The following is a 15,509-nucleotide window of genomic DNA, read 5'->3' as shown; positions in this document are numbered from 1 at the left end:
TCACTATTCTCCGATACCAGATTGTACGACATTAATCTTTACATTGACAGCAACGTCTACGTTAGGATACATATCTTGAATTTGTTTCATGCTCCATTTTCTTGAATGACTACGAATTTCTTCACGTATACCGATTGGATCGATTTTTTTTTCTTGGAATCTTTGTATTAATTCGTTTAAATCCTTCTCAAGTGTTTTTTCTACATGTCTTTTTACGTAAGTTACATTTTCACTCTTTGATAAATCAAGCCAACTAGGAGCATTTTTTATGAGTCCATTTAATTTTAAGTGTATGTTAACTTTCGGAATATCACCGTTTGGTGAAAGAGAACATACACTTTTTCCAGATAAGTTTTGAGTAGCAATCAAACCTTTATGTTTACCTTGACGTATCGGAACTTCGTAACGCCCATTTTTCGTTGGATTAATGAGTAATTTAAATAAAAAAGACCTTTTCTTATCTGTATACATAGCCACTTTATCCTTTTTTAAAAAAGCTAGTCCTTTAATGGAAGCAGATTTGTCTTCTGATACTTGAATGTAAGGAAGAAATGGATCGCATCCAGATGAATAGAAGTTATATAAAAAAATATTTAAAGCTGTCCGCGGGATTGTCTCGTTTTTTATATTTTGCTCCAGTAAATCAGATAGATAAAGTGATCCATTTGTTCTGACATGTTTAAGTAATTCTTCTGCTGAACCATCTACAAGCGCTAGTTGTACATCTCGTCCAATGTTAGGATCACGTTGTAAGTTGTTAATAACATCTCCAAGTCCATGTTCACCAAATGCTTTTCCAAATAGGACAACACGCATTTGACCTACAGCAATCGTATGTGGCGATTTGGCGTTTAGAAGGGAAGATATAGTTTCAATTGTACCTGCATGGGTTGATTGAGTTTCTGGTTTAGATTGTACGCCTTTTGTGTAATCGGGATATAAAATTGTCCCGCGAAATTTTTTATCTTTTATTATATCGAATCCACCTACGTGAATCATTCGCTGTGTATCAACTATATTTGCTTCTGTACAACCAGATTGAAAAATTAAAATGATAATGAAAAAGCAGAATAAAATATTTTTCATTTTTCCTCACCGTCGTGTTTTTCTTTCGCTTTGTTTGGATCATAGCGCCATTTCTTTTTTGGTCTTAGAAAAGAAGCACGTCCTGCAGTTTGACTAAATGGAAGGCGAAGGAGTCCTTCAGCTGTACCTAACCCGCGAAATGGGTATAAAGGTAATAAATAAGGTGATCCAAGTGATTTTAAGCGAATTAAATGAGCCAATATGAATACAAATCCGACGATAAGCCCTACACCTCCAAATGCTCCAGCTAAAATGATGAGAGGGAAGCGTAATATCCGGATAGTAGAAGACATTTTTACTGTTGGTGTTGTAAAAGAAGCTAGTGCAGACAACGCAACAGCAATTAATAAGATGGTGCTCGTTAAAGCAGCCTCAACAGATGCCTGCCCAATTACAATGCCGCCAACAATACCAATGGTTTGGCCGACTTTAGTCGGTAAACGCGCCCCAGCTTCGCGCAGTAATTCGATTGTAATTTCTAAAAAAAGTGCCTCCAAAACAGGTGGAAATGGTACGTTGGCTCTAGAATAAATAATAGGGCCGAGTAAATCTGCTGGAATCATTTGATAGTGATACGTTAATACAGCTGTATAAATAGCTGATGAAAATAGAGAGAATGCTGCACCAAAAAAACGAACTAATCTAAGAAATGACCCTGCTATCCATGGTAAATAATAGTCTTCTGGAGAGACGAAGAAATCGAGTAGTGTTGCGGGTCCAGCTAATGCATATGGTGAACCGTCTGTTAAAATGACGACTCCTCCATTCAGTAATGCATAAACGGATCGGTCTAAACGCTCTGTAGGCAGTAAAACAGGGAAAGGTGAGTTGCTATTATCACTAATAAACTGTTCAATCATAGTTGCATCAAAAGGGTAATCAAAATCAATATCTCGCAGGCGTTGCACTGCAGTGTTCACATGCTGTTCATTTGTAATATCCGCCATATAAGCGACTACAATTTTTGTTTTTGATATAGAGCCAACGGACAGTTCTTTGAAAATTAATTGCTCTGTTACAATGCTTCGCCGAAGTAAATGTATATTCGTATCAATATTCTCAACGAATCCAATTTTGGGACCGATGACACTATATTCATTTTCTGTATCGTTATATAATCGTGTACCTAAAGCTAAACTTTCAGCACGAATCAGTGCATATTCGGCTGTTTGGGAATCAACTTTTAGCTGCAAGAGTACATATCCACTTAATAGTTTTTCACGGATATCATCAATAGAAGGATTGGTAATAATCTCCTCAAGTGTGACGATGTTTGCTATGTCATTTATATTTTGAATGCGATCTAATTCTTTTTTGATAGGTGTTAAAATGAATCGATTAATAATAAGTGATTCAACTGTAGATTTATAATAAAACAAACATAATGACCCATCCTCTATGACATTATAAGAGGAAAAATCGCTGGATTCTTTCATAGTGTGGATGAATTCTGGAACAGAGCATACGGATTGTTTCTTCTTTTTAGATGATAAACGAAACATTTTCTCACCCCTGACATACATCATTTACTTGTGTTAGTTTTTGGGAAAGACGGGAATTTATACTTGAAAATTGAAAGTTCATAAAGAAAAGGAAGAGTATTAAATATCTCTTCCTTTTTGGCATGTTAATTTGTGTTCTTTTCTTTAATAGACTTCACTAATTTAATCATTTCTGCACGTATATCTTCTTTTTTCACGTTTAGTTTTTCTGCAATTTGCTTAATGTCCATTCCATCTTTTTTCATTTTTAGTACATCATCGAGAGGGGTATTACTTTTTTGAGAGATGATTGTTAATACTGTAAGTTGACGTAATCCGATATTATATTCTTTCATTTTTTGTTTGAGTCCATCTGGTGTAGATTTTTGCATATTTGCTAATTCTTGCAGTAGTGCTTTTTTCGTCTCTTTATTTATATGATGTTTTTTCAACTTACTTGGATCTACGCCGAAATGTTGGGCTGTTTTCTCCCAAGATTTATTTTGTTTATAGTAAGCTAAAACGTCTTTTATTTCTTTTTTACTCATTTTTGCAATATGAGCAGCTTTCCAAATTTCATGTTTGTTATAGCCGAGTTTTTCGAGCGACTGCATTTCTTCTTCTGAAATAGGCTTATGATGGTGCAATGTTACTTCTTTTGGCGTGGCAGCGAAAGTAGGGAAGACGGTTGCCCCGAATAATAATGTTGCCATGGTCATACTTACTGCGATTTTTTTGTACATATAAACTCCTCCTAGATGGATAATGTGGAAAACTGTACACATATCATTTCCATAAAATGTGAAATACTTGTGAACAAGTTAAGTTTTTTTATTCACAGTATAAAATGACGTTTTTGGAAGTTTTCCAACATAAAACATTGATTAATAGTAAAAAACTAAGGTATAATCGAAATTGAAAATCAATATCAATAACAAATGTATACATATAGATGAAAATAAGGGAGAGAAAAATATGACTACATATACTTCCATCGCAAATGTGATTAAAGAAAGACGCTCTGTACGTACATTCACAGATAAAGCTGTAGATAAAGAGTTATTAATTGAACTATTAAACGACGCAACGTGGGCACCGAATCATAAACACCGTGAACCATGGAATTGTAAATTATACATTGGAGAAGGTCGCAAAAAATTAGTAGATGCAGTATTAAACTCTTTCACAGAAGAAGAAAGAGCGAAACGCGGTAAAATTTTATCAGATCGTTTCTTAAGCACGCCTGCACAAATTGTTGTTTATATTAATGAAGATCCACGTCAAATTCAACGCGACGAAGATTACGCTGCAACATGTGCATTTATGCAAAACTTCCAACTACTTGCTTGGGAGCGTGGATTAGGATGTGTTTGGAAATCAGGCGGATTAAACTACAATCCATTATTTATAGAAGGACTCGGTTTAACAAGAGGTCAACGCATCGTTGGAATTCTTCACCTTGGCTATTTCGATAAAGCACCAGAAGGAAAAGCTCGTACACCGATTATGGAGAAGATGGAGATTATTGAAGGTTAATAGATGAGACATTCTCGTTTTTATGAGGATGTCTTTTTATTATGCAATCAATCCTCATGAAAGCTTGTTCCTCATCATACACTTTCTTAAGGGAAAGTGTAAGGAGGGAAAATAATGAGAGCAAGTGACGATAAAGCACTGCAATATGCGATTGCGGAAATTACGGAAATTGCGACTGGATTTGGGCTTGATTTTTATCCGATGCGTTATGAAATATGTCCAGCGGAAATTATTTATACATTTGGTGCATATGGGATGCCGACGCGGTTTTCACATTGGAGTTTTGGAAAACAGTTTTTTAGAATGAAATTACAATACGATTTAGGTCTTAGTAAAATATACGAACTCGTTATTAACTCTGATCCATGTTATGCCTTTTTATTAGATACGAACTCGTTAATTCAAAACAAATTAATTGTAGCGCACGTTTTAGCGCACTGTGACTTCTTTAAAAATAATATTCGCTTCTCTAATACGAAACGAGATATGGTGGAGAGTATGGCGGCAACGGCTGATCGCGTGAAAGCATATGAGCATAAGTATGGAAAGGCAGAAGTCGAAACATTTTTGGATGCCGTACTTGCCATTCAAGAGCACATTGATCCGTCACTTATGCGTCCAAAACTGGCGTGGAGTATTGAAGATTTAGAAGAGGATGTAGAAAAGAAAAAGATATCACAGTACGATGATTTATGGAATTTAGATGATCGAAACAAAAAGAGAGAACGACCTAATATGCATAAAAAGAAGAAAATTCCGCCGCAACCAGAGAAAGATTTACTCCTCTTTATTGAAGAATATAGCCGTGAGCTAGAAGATTGGCAGCGCGATATATTAACGATGATGCGCGAGGAAATGTTATATTTCTGGCCGCAGCTTGAAACGAAGATCATGAACGAAGGTTGGGCTTCTTACTGGCATCAACGCATACTCCGTGAAATGGACTTAACATCTTCTGAAGCGATTGAATTCGCAAAGCTTAATGCAGGTGTAGTTCAACCATCAAAAACAAGCATTAACCCATACTACCTCGGTATTAAAATGTTCGAAGATATTGAAGAACGCTACAATAACCCGACAGAAGAAATGAAACGACGCGGCGTAAAGCCAGGATCTGGTCGGGACAAAATCTTTGAAGTACGCGAAATCGAATGGGATGTATCATTCTTAAGAAACTACTTAAACAAAGATCTCGTAATGAGAGAAGATATGTACTTATTCCAGCGCCAAGGAAAAGAATATAAAGTAATAGATAAAGAGTGGGAACAGGTACGTGATCAGCTCGTAAATATGCGTACAAACGGTGGCTTCCCGTACTTAGTAGTAGAAGATGGAGATTACTTAAAGAACGGAGAATTGTACATTAAACATAGTTACGAAGGAATCGAGCTCGATTTAAAATACTTAGAAAAAGTACTGCCATATATTCATCAATTATGGGGAAGAACGGTGCATATGGAGTCGATTGTGGAAAGTAAGGGCGTTGTGTTTTCTTATGATGGGAAGATGGTTCATCGGAAGTATGTGTGATAAAAAAGAACGGACATAGAATGCTATGTCCGTTCTTTTTTATTTGGAACAAGGTCAAATATGCTATTCTTGAAAAAGGGAGTTACATAGAGAAATGGAGCGATTCAAATGAGCAAAATAGGGGTATGCAAGGTGGATATTATGCCGCCTGTAGGTATTGATTTTGTCGGATACCATAGAGAGACAGGAATAAATAATATTGAAGAGTGTATTTATGGGACAGTTTTTGTATTTGAAAAAGATGAGACGAAAACTGTGTTTATAAGTATTGATAATATTGGAATGTTAGTAGAAGATACAAATATGATTCGTGAACAAATAGCGAGAGAGCTTCATATATCATTTGAGCGAATAACTGTTGTTTATACACATACACACTCTGGTCCGGAAACAGTCGGTGATCATCCTTTAATAAAGTCGTATAAAACGATTTTAGTAAATAATGTAGTGCACGGTGCTGTTACTGCGAATAACAACTTGAGGCCATGTGAAATTGGCTGGAGTGTTACGACAGGTTATATTGGGGTAAACCGAAGAGAGAGAACATCTGATGGAAGAGCGAAGATGGGAACAAATATAGAGGGTGTTGTAGATAAACGAATTGGCATGTTAGCCATAAGAAATGCTGAAACGAAGGAGCTATCTGGGATTATAGTATTTTGTACGGCACATCCGAATGTGTTAAAAGGTGATAGCGATGTACTATCGGCGGATTATCCGGGAATGACGAGAGAGATTCTTGAGAAAATCGTAAACTGTCCTGTTATTATTGTGCAAGGTGCTGCTGGCAATGTAAATGCAAAGTATCGCGGTTCAAGGGAAGCAGTAAAGCAAATGGCTTACACAGTTAGTGGACATGTATTAACGATGTTGCCAATAGTTACATATAGCCCAATTGTAAGTTTAAGAACAGTTTCAAGTACGATGCAAATGAAGTTGAAAGATATTCCTGAAATTAATGAAATACGAAGCATGGCTCAATTAGCTGAGAAGCAGTGGGATGTGAATACGGATGAATGGCTTACTATAATTTTAGAGAAATATAAGCAAGGTATTCGGCAGTTACGTATTGATTTAGAAGTTCAACTGTTTCAAATTAATGATGGTATGTTCTTTGGTATACCGATGGAACCTTTTTCAGAAACAGCTTTAGAAGTGAAAGAGCGTCTTCAAAATGAAATAGCTTTTTTAGGTGGATATACGAATGGATATATTGGTTATTTACCGACAAAAGAAGAGTTTGCATATGGTGGGTACGAAGTAGAGCTAAACCCTGTTGTATATGGGCCTGTTACGAATTTATTGATGCCACCGGAGGAGAATACGGCAGAATTAGTCGTGCAGAGAGCTATGGAATTATATAATGCGTAAAATATAGACTCTTGCATATTTGATATGAAATTTAAAAGCAGCAATAATTATTAATAAAACTGTAGAAAACGAATCCATTTTGAAAGGGACTGATCAAAATGGATTCGTTTTTATATGGAGTTTTTGCTTACCAAACAGGTCGTATATTTGATGATAATTTCTCTGTATTTTCTTTAGTAACGAATGTTGTTAAATCTTCCTTGAGCATTTGCATTCGTTCAGTACCTATGTTTTCAATCCATCGTTGCTCTATTTCAGCTACTATTTCTTCTTTCGTTTTCATTACAGCTAAACCTCGTGCGGTTAAAATAATGATTTTACCTCTTTTATCAGTAGGATGCTTTTTGCGCGTGACATAACCACTATTTTCAAGAGAATCGATCATTTTACTTACAGCTTGTTTAGAAATTCCTAAATACTCAGCCAATTCTATACCGGTTGCTCCATTAGGAAGGATACGTTTGAACATAAAGCCGTGTGCTGGCCTAATATCTTCAAATCCCAATTCACTTAATCTGTCATGCAGTTCAGTAATTAATGTACTGAAAGATAATGATAAAAGTGAAGTAAGGTCTAGTTCGTTAAATGTTTGATGATTCATGTATAACCTCCACAATTGTAGTCAATTAAGTTGACTATGTATAAAACCTATTGTACTATACAGGATATGGTCAATCAAATTGACTATATCTTGTATAGTACAAATAATGATCTATATAAATAGAATCAACGGAGGTTTCACATGGTTAATATCGTAAAAATTAGAGGGAGTGTATTTGCACCGTATGCGTTGCTGAAGCCTATTAAGGATGCTGCAACAGGAAGAGTTTTTGAATACGCTGGAGATGCACGTGAATTTACACCATTCGCTGTAAATACAAAGCGTTCAAGATTAGAGCAAGAAGTGATTGTTGATTTTTATAAAAGAGAAATTTTCACATATGTAGATGCTTGCATCGTTACTGTGAAAATTACAAATTCAGATGGTTCAATTGAGTATCAAAAAGGAGAAACAAGTACAGAAAATATTGTATGTACTAATATCGTATGGGGCGAGGATGAAGTTTCATTTGAAATGAGAGCAAGTGCAAGTAATCCGTTAAACGCAGCGGCACCCGCAGCAGATTATTTTTTGGTTATAAGAGTTAATACAAGTGGCATTGTGCATATTGAAGGTTTACATGATGGTTTCCCTTGCTATGAATTTTATAAACAAATAGACTTTCGTTCATTTGAAAAAATATATACACATGATTTCAGAGAAACGAATGATACCCCAGCAGCGCTAGCTGGAGAAATGGAATATAGCTTTAAAACGAAAATCTAGCTATAAATCTAGCGTCATTTTTAAGAAAGAAGTAGCCAATGTAAAAGAGAAAGATTTTAATTATGTGGCTGAAATGGTGTTTTTTTATTAAATAATGCAGTATATAAAATTAGAATTATAGAGGTGTTTCTTATGACTAATATCGTAAAAGTTAGAGCCAGCGTATTTATTCCAATGTCTTGGACAGAACCGAGGAAGGATATGGAAACAGGGAAAATAATTCAATTCGAAGGTGATTCACGCGAATTTACACCACATGCGGTAAATACTATGCGCTCTAGAGTGGAGCAAGAGGTAGTAGTGGATTTTTATAAAGAAGAAGTGTTTTCATATGCGAACACGGGTATTACGACAGAGAAGGTTACGAATCCAGATGGTTCTGTGAATAAAAGAACAGGAAAAGCGAGTACTGAAAATATTGTGTGCACGAATATCGTATGGAATCCTGATGGTGTGCAATTTAAAATGAGTGCGAGTGCAAGTAATCCATTAAATATATATGCACTTCCTGTAGATTATGTATTACATGTATGTGTGAACAAGGATGGTAGTATTGAGATTCAAGGGGAGCATGATGGATTCCCTTGTTTTGAATTTTATAAGCAAGTAGATTTCGGTTCATTTGAAAAAATATATACACATGATTTTAGAGAAACTGGTGATACAGCTGCAGCACTAGGTGGAGAAATGGATTATAGTTTTACAAGGAGTTTATAAGAAGTAAGATAATAATGCAGTGTAGTTGAGAAATGCAAAAGTCAATAAAATCAGTGACTTTTGCATTTTCACTATACGTTAGAAAGTTTCAAAAAAATAAAACGCTTTACAATATACCCTTTAGGGTATATGTTATTATACAAAGTTACAAAGTAATGTATAATATAGTTATAAATACGGAGGTGGTCTACAGTGGAATATAATCAAGATATGAAAAATAGATTGAAACGTATTGAAGGTCAAGTTCGTGGTGTACTTCGTATGATGGAAGAAGGAAAAGATTGCCGAGAGGTTATTACACAGTTAACGGCATCTCGTTCTGCACTTGATCGTACAATTGGACTTGTTGTTGGAACGAATTTAGAGCAATGTTTGCGTGAACAGTTTGAAAGTGGTAATGGTTCAAATGAAGAGTTAATTAAAGAAGCTGTTCAATTACTTGTAAAAAGCCGATAATCTGTCAAACGTAAGTGTTGACAGATTTTCAAAAACATTTTAATATACCCCTACAGGTATATGTATATAAGTTATGGAGGAATCGACTATGAGTATAAAAGTGAATAGGAGTTTAGATTGTAAGGGATTGGCTTGTCCGATGCCGATTGTGAAGACGAAGAAGGCGATGGAAAGTCTCGCATCAGGGCAAGTGATTGAAGTTCAGGCAACAGATAAAGGGTCTACTGTAGATATACAAAGTTGGGCGAGTAAAGTAGGTCATCAATATATCGGGACGAAACACGAAGGAGATCTATTGATGCATTACGTTAGAAAAGCACATGAGCATGAAGTGAATGAAGTAGTGAAATATCCTCAAACAATTACAAATGCGGAATTGCAAGAGATATTATTAAGTGGTGAAGAGTGTATTATATTAGATGTTCGTGAAGCAGCGGAATTCGCTTTTGGTCATATTCCAACGGCTATTTCATTCCCATTAGGCGAACTGGGTAGTGCAGAATTAGATCAGACGAAGCAAATTTATGTTATTTGCCGAACTGGTAACCGTAGTGATGTAGCTTGCCAAATGTTGAAAGAGAAAGGGTATTTAAATGTGAAAAATATCATTCCAGGTATGTTAGAGTGGCAAGGGGATGTGGAAAAGTAAAATTTTTTAAATAAAAATATACCTATGGGGGTAATTAGATGATTGTTAAACCGTTACAAGCAAAAGATGTTGCAGAGAAAGTTTTATTCGGAGAGCTGTTTATTTTAGATGTTCGAAATGAGACGGATTATGAAGATTGGAAAATTGAAGGGAAACAAATTTCTTCTATAAATAAACCGTATTTTTATTTGTTAGATGGTGTAGATCATATTGCAAGTGAATTGCCGAGGGAGAAAGAAATTTTAGTCGTATGTGCGAAAGAAGGTTCTTCACAGTTTGTCGCTGAGCAATTGTTGGATGCTGGCTTCCATAATGTTTTTTATTTAGCTGGCGGTATGAAAGCTTGGAGTGAATATGTGAAGCCGTTAAAGGTAGGAGATGTACAGGGGGGAGGAAGTATATATCAATTTAACCGCCTTGGAAAAGGCTGTTTATCTTATATGGTCGTTTCAAACGGTGAAGCAGCAGTTATTGATGCAGTAAGAACAATTGAAGCATACGAAGAGTTTGCGAAAGAGTATGGCGTTACGATTACGAATGTAATGGATACACATTTACATGCAGACCACATTTCTGGAGGACGTAAGTTAGCTGAAAGAGTAGGTGGCACGTATTGGTTACCGCCGAAAGATGCGGAGGAAGTTGTTTTCTCATATAAACCGCTCGTTGAAGGTTCTGTTATTACGGTGGGGGGTACTAAAATTGAAATTGATGCATTATACTCACCTGGGCATACGATTGGAAGTACATCATTTATTGTAGATGATTCCTATTTATTATCAGGCGATATTTTATTTGTAGATTCAATCGGGCGTCCAGATCTTGCTGGAAAGGCTGAGGATTGGGTGAGTGATTTAAGAGAAACTTTATATAACCGATATAAAGTACTATCTCAACAATTAATCGTGTTACCAGCTCATTATTCAAAAATAAGTGAAATGGATGAGAATGGTGTTGTGAGCGCAAAGTTAAAAGATTTATTTGTGTATAATACAGGACTAAATATTGAGAGTGAGGGAGAGTTTCGTAAAGTGGTAACGGAGAATTTACCACCTCAGCCGAATGCTTACGAAGAAATTCGTCAAACGAATATGGGTAAGATTCATCCGAGTGTGGATGAAGAACGTGAAATGGAGACTGGTCCAAATCGTTGCGCAGTTCATGAATAAATAAAAAATGGAGGAATAGATGATGAATGTAAAACAAGTATTAGATGCGAAAGGTTTAGCATGCCCAATGCCGATGGTAAGAACGAAGAAAGCGATGGATACTTTGCAAACTGGAGAAGTGTTAGAAGTACATGTAACAGATAAAGGGTCAGTTAAGGATATTCCAGCGTGGGCAAATAAAGGTGGTCATGACATCGTAAAGCATGTAGAAGAAGCTGATGTGCTGAAGTTTTGGATTAAGAAGGCGTAGTAGTTTTATAAATGTAGAGAGGTTGGTTATATGAATACAATATTAAGTACGCTTTTCATTGTACTCGCTGCAGTGTTTGTTATTTCACGTTTTTTACCGGTAAAAGGTGTTCAAAATATAAGTGGGAAAGAATTAAAGAGTATAGCAGGAAAAAAGGGAAAACAATTTATCGATGTTCGTACAGTAGGTGAATATAGAGGAAATCATATGAAAGGGTTTCAGAATATCCCATTAAATGAGTTAGCTAGTAAAGCAAATCAATTAGATAAAAATAAGGAAGTAATCGTTATTTGTCAGAGCGGGATGAGAAGTAAGCAAGCGGCAAAAGTACTAAAGAAATTAGGATTCCAGCACGTTATCAATGTTTCAGGTGGTATGAACGCTTTATAAGGAAGGAATATTAAAATGAAAGAAATAACAGCGAAAGAAGTAGAGGAAAGATTGTTACGAAATGAAGAGTTATATGTAATCGATGTTCGTGAAGTAGAAGAAGTGGCGGAAGGGAAAATTCCAGGAGTGCTTCCTATTAGGTTAGGACTACTAGAGTTTCGAATGCATGAGTTAGATAAGCATAAAGAATATATTATCGTTTGTCGCTCTGGCGGAAGAAGTGCAAGAGCAGTTCAGTTTTTAGAGAGCTACGGTTTTCGAGCAATCAATATGGTAGGTGGTATGTTAGCGTGGAAAGGTAAAGTCATATGAGAATGAGGTAAATGATTTCAGCCTTTTTATAAACAAACAAATACCCCTATAGGTAATTGGAGGGAGCACAACATGGAACAACAGAAGAAAACAACAATTGTTTTATTTAGCGGAGATTATGATAAAGCGATGGCTGCTTATATTATTGCAAATGGTGCAGCGGCGTATAATCAAGAGGTGACTATTTTTCATACTTTTTGGGGATTAAATGCTTTAAGGAAAGATGAACATGTGAAGGTAAAGAAAACTTTCATAGAAAAAGTATTTGGAAAAATGATGCCACGTGGTGCAGATAAGATGGGATTATCAAAAATGAATTTTGCCGGTATGGGGCCAAAGATGATTAAAGGTATTATGAAAAAACATAATGCGATGCCTTTACCAGATTTAATGGATTTAGCGAAAGAACAGGGAATTAAACTTGTAGCTTGTCAAATGACGGTAGATTTATTAGGGTTAAAAGAGGAAGAGATTATGGAAGGGGTAGAGTTTGCAGGAGTAGGAGCTTATTTAGCAGATGCTTCGGATGGGAATGTGAATTTATTCATTTAAATCACCTTCTTTTTAGAAGGCGGGGGATATAAGGTGAGTTTAGTCGTATTACTTTTTATAATTGGGTTTATAGGATCGTTTATATCAGGAATGGTTGGAATTGGCGGTGCGATTATTAATTATCCAATGATCCTATACATTCCGGTATTGCTAGGGTTTACTAGTTATACGTCACATGAAGTGAGTGGTATTACAGCGGTGCAAGTATTCTTTGCAACTTTTGCAGGTGCATGGGCTTATCGGAAAAGTAATGATATGGATAAAACGTTAGTTGTGTATATGGGAGCTAGTATTTTAATAGGAAGTTTCATAGGGAGCTTTGGTGCTAACGTATTAGAGGAACATACGGTCAATGTTGTTTATGCAGCGTTAGCAACAATTGCTGCTATTATGATGTTCGTACCGAAACGAAATAATAGTGGTGAAGTGACATATAATAAATGGTTAGCAAGCTTGTTAGCGTTTCTTGTAGGAGGAGCATCAGGCATTATAGGTGCTGGCGGTTCTTTCTTATTAGTACCGATTATGTTAGTTATTTTAAAATTGCCGATACGTACAACGATAGCAACATCTATCGCTATTACGTTTATTTCCTCAGTAGGGATTACGACTGGAAAAGTGATAACTGGTCAAGTAGTTGTAATTCCAGCTCTTATTATCGCGGTTGCAAGTATCTTTGCTGCGCCGCTTGGAGTGCGAGTCGGGAAGAGGATCAATCAAAAAGCATTGCAATATATGTTATCGATTTTGATTGTAGGCACTGCTGTTAAGATGTGGATTGATATGATATCGAAATAAAAGGATGGGCTGCTTGTAGCCCATCCTTTTATTTATGCCCAAATAACTTTCATTAAGTTTTTATATTCGTCATTTGCTAATTTATATAGCATTCTCGTATGTTCAAAGACAAGCGCTGGATTAAAGTTTGGTTCTGAGAATGCAAGCGATGCTGAAATATCAATTGCATTTTGCTTGTTTAATGTGAATTTTGCAAATCGATAAGATGTGTTTAATTCATTGATAACATGCAAAATATCATTTGTTGATGTTGCATCCGGTACGTGAGCAACATTGAAGCAGTATATATCTACAGTAGGATGTTCGTTTTGGAAAGCAGCGATAAGTTGAATTTTTGCGCCAGCTTCTGTCTCTAATCCTACTGAAAAATGAACAGAACCATCATTTTCATCTATATTTTCTTCCATGAATATATCGTTTGATTTTAAGTAGTCTTTAAAATCTGAGATGTTATGTTTTACTGCAGCTTTCATATGTATGAGCCCCCTGATAATTGGAATAGATTGCTACTATTTATTATAATTTAAAAATATTAAAAAAGATAGTTAGAAAGTTCTGATTTTTGATTCCAAAGAAATAAAAAGAAGCAGCACTCTACCTCCATAGAGAACTGCTTCTTTTTTATTCATTGCCGTTAGACGATGTTTCTGTATCTTCACTGCTATTTTTATTTTTCACTTCATTGTTACTTGATTGGCGTTCACTTGAATTTTCAGACTTAGATTCTTTTGTTTTCTCTGTGCTTGTTTTCTTCGAATCAGAGTCTGTTTTTGTATATGCAGGTAATCCAAGGTGAGTACGAAGTTCGTTTGTAACAGTTGCTAATTCTTTTTTATCTGGATTGTAGTAATACGTTCGGCCGCCACCAGCAGATTTGCTACATGTATCGTCACCTTTTTCCATATAGCAGTCTTCACCTTGAATTTGTAATTTCTCAATTTCCGAGTCCGATCCGTACTTGTAGAATGAAAGCATATCATCGAATGTTAAGTTAGTAACGAATTGTCCGTTAATATCATCAATGATGTTACCAACTTTTGTTACAGATCCAACGCTTGTTAGTTTCTTTAAAATTGCTTCAATAACGAGTTGTTGACGTTGTCCACGCATTGCATCACTATCGATGTGGCGCGTTCTAGCAAGAGCAAGAGCTTCTTCACTATTTAGCTTTTGAACACCTTTTTTCAGATGAATTGCATCAGCATTATCATTGCTATCTTGTTCAGTAAATTCAACTGGTACATCGACTTCAATCCCGCCTAAATCATCGACAATTTTCATAAATGATTTGAAGTTAAACTTTACAAAGTAATCGACAGGAACATTCATTAATTTTTCAACTGCATCAATACTTGCTTGTGGTCCACCATCTTTTCCGTTTTTAGTAGAACCGTATGCATGAGCGTGTGTAATTTTATCTTTTTTCTTTTCCACTGGAATATAAGTATATGTATCTCGTGGAATGCTTAATAGTTTTACAGTTTTGCTATCTTTATTAAACGTTGCAAGTAATAGTGCATCCGTTCTTATAGCTTCACCATATTCTTTCCCGCGGACATCGCTTTCATCAACACCCATGACTAAGACAGAGACGTTATTTGCGATAGGTTTTACAGCTTTATCACGTAAATCAGATTTATCACCGCGTGCTAAATCGTGTGCGGCATTTCGAACAGCAGAAGATGCTTTATTTACTAAAAACCAAGTATAACCGCCACCTATTATTAAAAAGAATAGAATAACGCTTATAATAATTTTTGTTTTTTTCTTACCTTTTTTCGGTTTACTGCGTGTATTTTCTTGCAAAGATGGGTTTTGCTCCATTTCTTGTACTCCTTCATTTGAATTGAAATACGACACTCATATCCACTTATTATAATGAAAT

At 35.7% G+C, this 15,509-nt stretch carries 19 protein-coding genes; 13 read left to right on the top strand and 6 right to left on the bottom strand.

The window, feature by feature from the left end; genetic code table 11:
• Positions 1-3: 3 nt before the first annotated feature.
• The 3 genes from gerYC to ILS93_RS16405 all read right to left on the bottom strand — a co-directional run bounded on the left by gerYC (position 4) and on the right by ILS93_RS16405 (position 3,310).
• Positions 4-1,086: a spore germination protein GerYC gene (gerYC, locus tag ILS93_RS16415; protein WP_222660888.1), complete on the bottom strand. Its 1,083-nt coding sequence runs from the start codon at positions 1,084-1,086 to the stop codon at positions 4-6.
• Positions 1,083-2,588, bottom strand: coding sequence for a spore germination protein (locus ILS93_RS16410; RefSeq protein WP_064473901.1), 1,506 nt, complete (start codon positions 2,586-2,588; stop codon positions 1,083-1,085). The genes gerYC and ILS93_RS16410 overlap by 4 nt, the downstream gene beginning before the upstream one ends.
• Positions 2,589-2,713: 125 nt before the next feature.
• Positions 2,714-3,310, bottom strand: a complete 597-nt coding sequence (locus ILS93_RS16405) for a hypothetical protein (RefSeq protein ID WP_064473900.1) — start codon at positions 3,308-3,310, stop codon at positions 2,714-2,716.
• A gap of 232 nt (positions 3,311-3,542) precedes the next feature.
• Between ILS93_RS16405 and ILS93_RS16400 the strand changes: the two genes are divergently transcribed.
• The 3 genes from ILS93_RS16400 (at position 3,543) to ILS93_RS16390 (ending at position 7,004) form a co-directional block, all read left to right on the top strand.
• Entirely contained in the window at positions 3,543-4,103 is a 561-nt protein-coding gene (locus ILS93_RS16400) for a nitroreductase family protein (RefSeq protein WP_064473899.1), read from the top strand.
• A gap of 114 nt (positions 4,104-4,217) precedes the next feature.
• Positions 4,218-5,633, top strand: a complete 1,416-nt coding sequence (gene spoVR, locus ILS93_RS16395) for a stage V sporulation protein SpoVR (RefSeq protein WP_001202704.1) — start codon at positions 4,218-4,220, stop codon at positions 5,631-5,633.
• Between the two features lie 108 nt (positions 5,634-5,741).
• Positions 5,742-7,004: a neutral/alkaline non-lysosomal ceramidase N-terminal domain-containing protein gene (locus tag ILS93_RS16390; RefSeq protein WP_064473898.1), complete on the top strand. Its 1,263-nt coding sequence runs from the start codon at positions 5,742-5,744 to the stop codon at positions 7,002-7,004.
• 127 nt (positions 7,005-7,131) lie between these two features.
• Here ILS93_RS16390 and ILS93_RS16385 read toward each other — a convergent pair whose 3' ends face one another.
• Complete coding sequence (locus tag ILS93_RS16385; protein ID WP_222660886.1) at positions 7,132-7,605, bottom strand: MarR family winged helix-turn-helix transcriptional regulator; 474 nt, start codon at positions 7,603-7,605, stop codon at positions 7,132-7,134.
• A 141-nt stretch (positions 7,606-7,746) separates the two neighbouring features.
• Here ILS93_RS16385 and ILS93_RS16380 point away from each other — a divergent pair, with 141 nt between their 5' ends.
• The 10 genes from ILS93_RS16380 (at position 7,747) to ILS93_RS16335 (ending at position 13,624) form a co-directional block, all read left to right on the top strand.
• The gene (locus tag ILS93_RS16380) at positions 7,747-8,331 is read left to right on the top strand and encodes a DUF3238 domain-containing protein (protein WP_000247255.1); all 585 of its coding nucleotides are present in this window, start codon (positions 7,747-7,749) and stop codon (positions 8,329-8,331) included.
• Positions 8,332-8,463: 132 nt separating this feature from the next.
• Positions 8,464-9,048: a DUF3238 domain-containing protein gene (locus ILS93_RS16375; protein WP_222660884.1), complete on the top strand. Its 585-nt coding sequence runs from the start codon at positions 8,464-8,466 to the stop codon at positions 9,046-9,048.
• Positions 9,049-9,240: 192 nt separating this feature from the next.
• Positions 9,241-9,504 carry a metal-sensitive transcriptional regulator gene (locus ILS93_RS16370; protein WP_000456206.1) on the top strand — a complete coding sequence of 88 codons (264 nt, stop codon included), beginning with the start codon at positions 9,241-9,243 and terminating at the stop codon, positions 9,502-9,504.
• A gap of 73 nt (positions 9,505-9,577) precedes the next feature.
• Positions 9,578-10,153 (top strand): sulfurtransferase TusA family protein, encoded by a 576-nt coding sequence (locus tag ILS93_RS16365; protein WP_103655907.1) that lies wholly within the window; start codon positions 9,578-9,580, stop codon positions 10,151-10,153.
• A 38-nt stretch (positions 10,154-10,191) separates the two neighbouring features.
• A complete protein-coding gene (locus ILS93_RS16360; protein WP_222660882.1) occupies positions 10,192-11,322 on the top strand; it encodes an MBL fold metallo-hydrolase in 1,131 nt (376 codons plus the stop codon).
• A 19-nt stretch (positions 11,323-11,341) separates the two neighbouring features.
• Positions 11,342-11,572: a sulfurtransferase TusA family protein gene (locus ILS93_RS16355; RefSeq protein ID WP_064473894.1), complete on the top strand. Its 231-nt coding sequence runs from the start codon at positions 11,342-11,344 to the stop codon at positions 11,570-11,572.
• Positions 11,573-11,602: 30 nt separating this feature from the next.
• Positions 11,603-11,962, top strand: a complete 360-nt coding sequence (locus tag ILS93_RS16350) for a rhodanese-like domain-containing protein (protein WP_048562489.1) — start codon at positions 11,603-11,605, stop codon at positions 11,960-11,962.
• Positions 11,963-11,977: 15 nt separating this feature from the next.
• A complete protein-coding gene (locus tag ILS93_RS16345; protein WP_064473893.1) occupies positions 11,978-12,274 on the top strand; it encodes a rhodanese-like domain-containing protein in 297 nt (98 codons plus the stop codon).
• A 72-nt stretch (positions 12,275-12,346) separates the two neighbouring features.
• Positions 12,347-12,826 (top strand): DsrE/DsrF/DrsH-like family protein, encoded by a 480-nt coding sequence (locus ILS93_RS16340; RefSeq protein ID WP_222660880.1) that lies wholly within the window; start codon positions 12,347-12,349, stop codon positions 12,824-12,826.
• Positions 12,827-12,859: 33 nt separating this feature from the next.
• A complete protein-coding gene (locus ILS93_RS16335) occupies positions 12,860-13,624 on the top strand; it encodes a sulfite exporter TauE/SafE family protein (RefSeq protein ID WP_064473892.1) in 765 nt (254 codons plus the stop codon).
• Positions 13,625-13,656: 32 nt separating this feature from the next.
• Here the strand turns inward: ILS93_RS16335 and ILS93_RS16330 are convergent, their stop codons facing one another.
• The gene (locus ILS93_RS16330) at positions 13,657-14,097 is read right to left on the bottom strand and encodes a hypothetical protein (RefSeq protein WP_000642356.1); all 441 of its coding nucleotides are present in this window, start codon (positions 14,095-14,097) and stop codon (positions 13,657-13,659) included.
• A 148-nt stretch (positions 14,098-14,245) separates the two neighbouring features.
• Positions 14,246-15,448, bottom strand: a complete 1,203-nt coding sequence (locus ILS93_RS16325) for an LCP family protein (RefSeq protein WP_064473891.1) — start codon at positions 15,446-15,448, stop codon at positions 14,246-14,248.
• Positions 15,449-15,509 lie beyond the last annotated feature (61 nt).

The organism is Bacillus sp. 16GRE42, from assembly GCF_019837435.1.
GTDB classification, from domain to species: Bacteria; Bacillota; Bacilli; order Bacillales; family Bacillaceae_G; genus Bacillus_A; species Bacillus_A wiedmannii.
Note: the sequence above shows the minus strand (reverse complement) of the source record. Positions and strands in the feature narration are given on the sequence as shown.

What these genes read in the sequence shown, in the direction of transcription:
- ILS93_RS16400 (WP_064473899.1), top strand. Translation starts at nt 3,543, where the DNA reads ATGACTACATATACTTCCATCGCAAATGTGATTAAAGAAAGACGCTCT.
- ILS93_RS16330 (WP_000642356.1), bottom strand. Translation starts at nt 14,097, where the DNA reads ATGAAAGCTGCAGTAAAACATAACATCTCAGATTTTAAAGACTACTTA.
- ILS93_RS16410 (WP_064473901.1), bottom strand. Translation starts at nt 2,588, where the DNA reads ATGTTTCGTTTATCATCTAAAAAGAAGAAACAATCCGTATGCTCTGTT.
- ILS93_RS16365 (WP_103655907.1), top strand. Translation starts at nt 9,578, where the DNA reads ATGGAGGAATCGACTATGAGTATAAAAGTGAATAGGAGTTTAGATTGT.
- ILS93_RS16375 (WP_222660884.1), top strand. Translation starts at nt 8,464, where the DNA reads ATGACTAATATCGTAAAAGTTAGAGCCAGCGTATTTATTCCAATGTCT.
- ILS93_RS16385 (WP_222660886.1), bottom strand. Translation starts at nt 7,605, where the DNA reads ATGAATCATCAAACATTTAACGAACTAGACCTTACTTCACTTTTATCA.
- ILS93_RS16345 (WP_064473893.1), top strand. Translation starts at nt 11,978, where the DNA reads ATGAAAGAAATAACAGCGAAAGAAGTAGAGGAAAGATTGTTACGAAAT.
- ILS93_RS16325 (WP_064473891.1), bottom strand. Translation starts at nt 15,448, where the DNA reads ATGGAGCAAAACCCATCTTTGCAAGAAAATACACGCAGTAAACCGAAA.
- ILS93_RS16390 (WP_064473898.1), top strand. Translation starts at nt 5,742, where the DNA reads ATGAGCAAAATAGGGGTATGCAAGGTGGATATTATGCCGCCTGTAGGT.
- ILS93_RS16380 (WP_000247255.1), top strand. Translation starts at nt 7,747, where the DNA reads ATGGTTAATATCGTAAAAATTAGAGGGAGTGTATTTGCACCGTATGCG.
- ILS93_RS16340 (WP_222660880.1), top strand. Translation starts at nt 12,347, where the DNA reads ATGGAACAACAGAAGAAAACAACAATTGTTTTATTTAGCGGAGATTAT.
- gerYC (WP_222660888.1), bottom strand. Translation starts at nt 1,086, where the DNA reads ATGAAAAATATTTTATTCTGCTTTTTCATTATCATTTTAATTTTTCAA.
- ILS93_RS16355 (WP_064473894.1), top strand. Translation starts at nt 11,342, where the DNA reads ATGATGAATGTAAAACAAGTATTAGATGCGAAAGGTTTAGCATGCCCA.
- ILS93_RS16350 (WP_048562489.1), top strand. Translation starts at nt 11,603, where the DNA reads ATGAATACAATATTAAGTACGCTTTTCATTGTACTCGCTGCAGTGTTT.
- spoVR (WP_001202704.1), top strand. Translation starts at nt 4,218, where the DNA reads ATGAGAGCAAGTGACGATAAAGCACTGCAATATGCGATTGCGGAAATT.
- ILS93_RS16405 (WP_064473900.1), bottom strand. Translation starts at nt 3,310, where the DNA reads ATGTACAAAAAAATCGCAGTAAGTATGACCATGGCAACATTATTATTC.
- ILS93_RS16360 (WP_222660882.1), top strand. Translation starts at nt 10,192, where the DNA reads ATGATTGTTAAACCGTTACAAGCAAAAGATGTTGCAGAGAAAGTTTTA.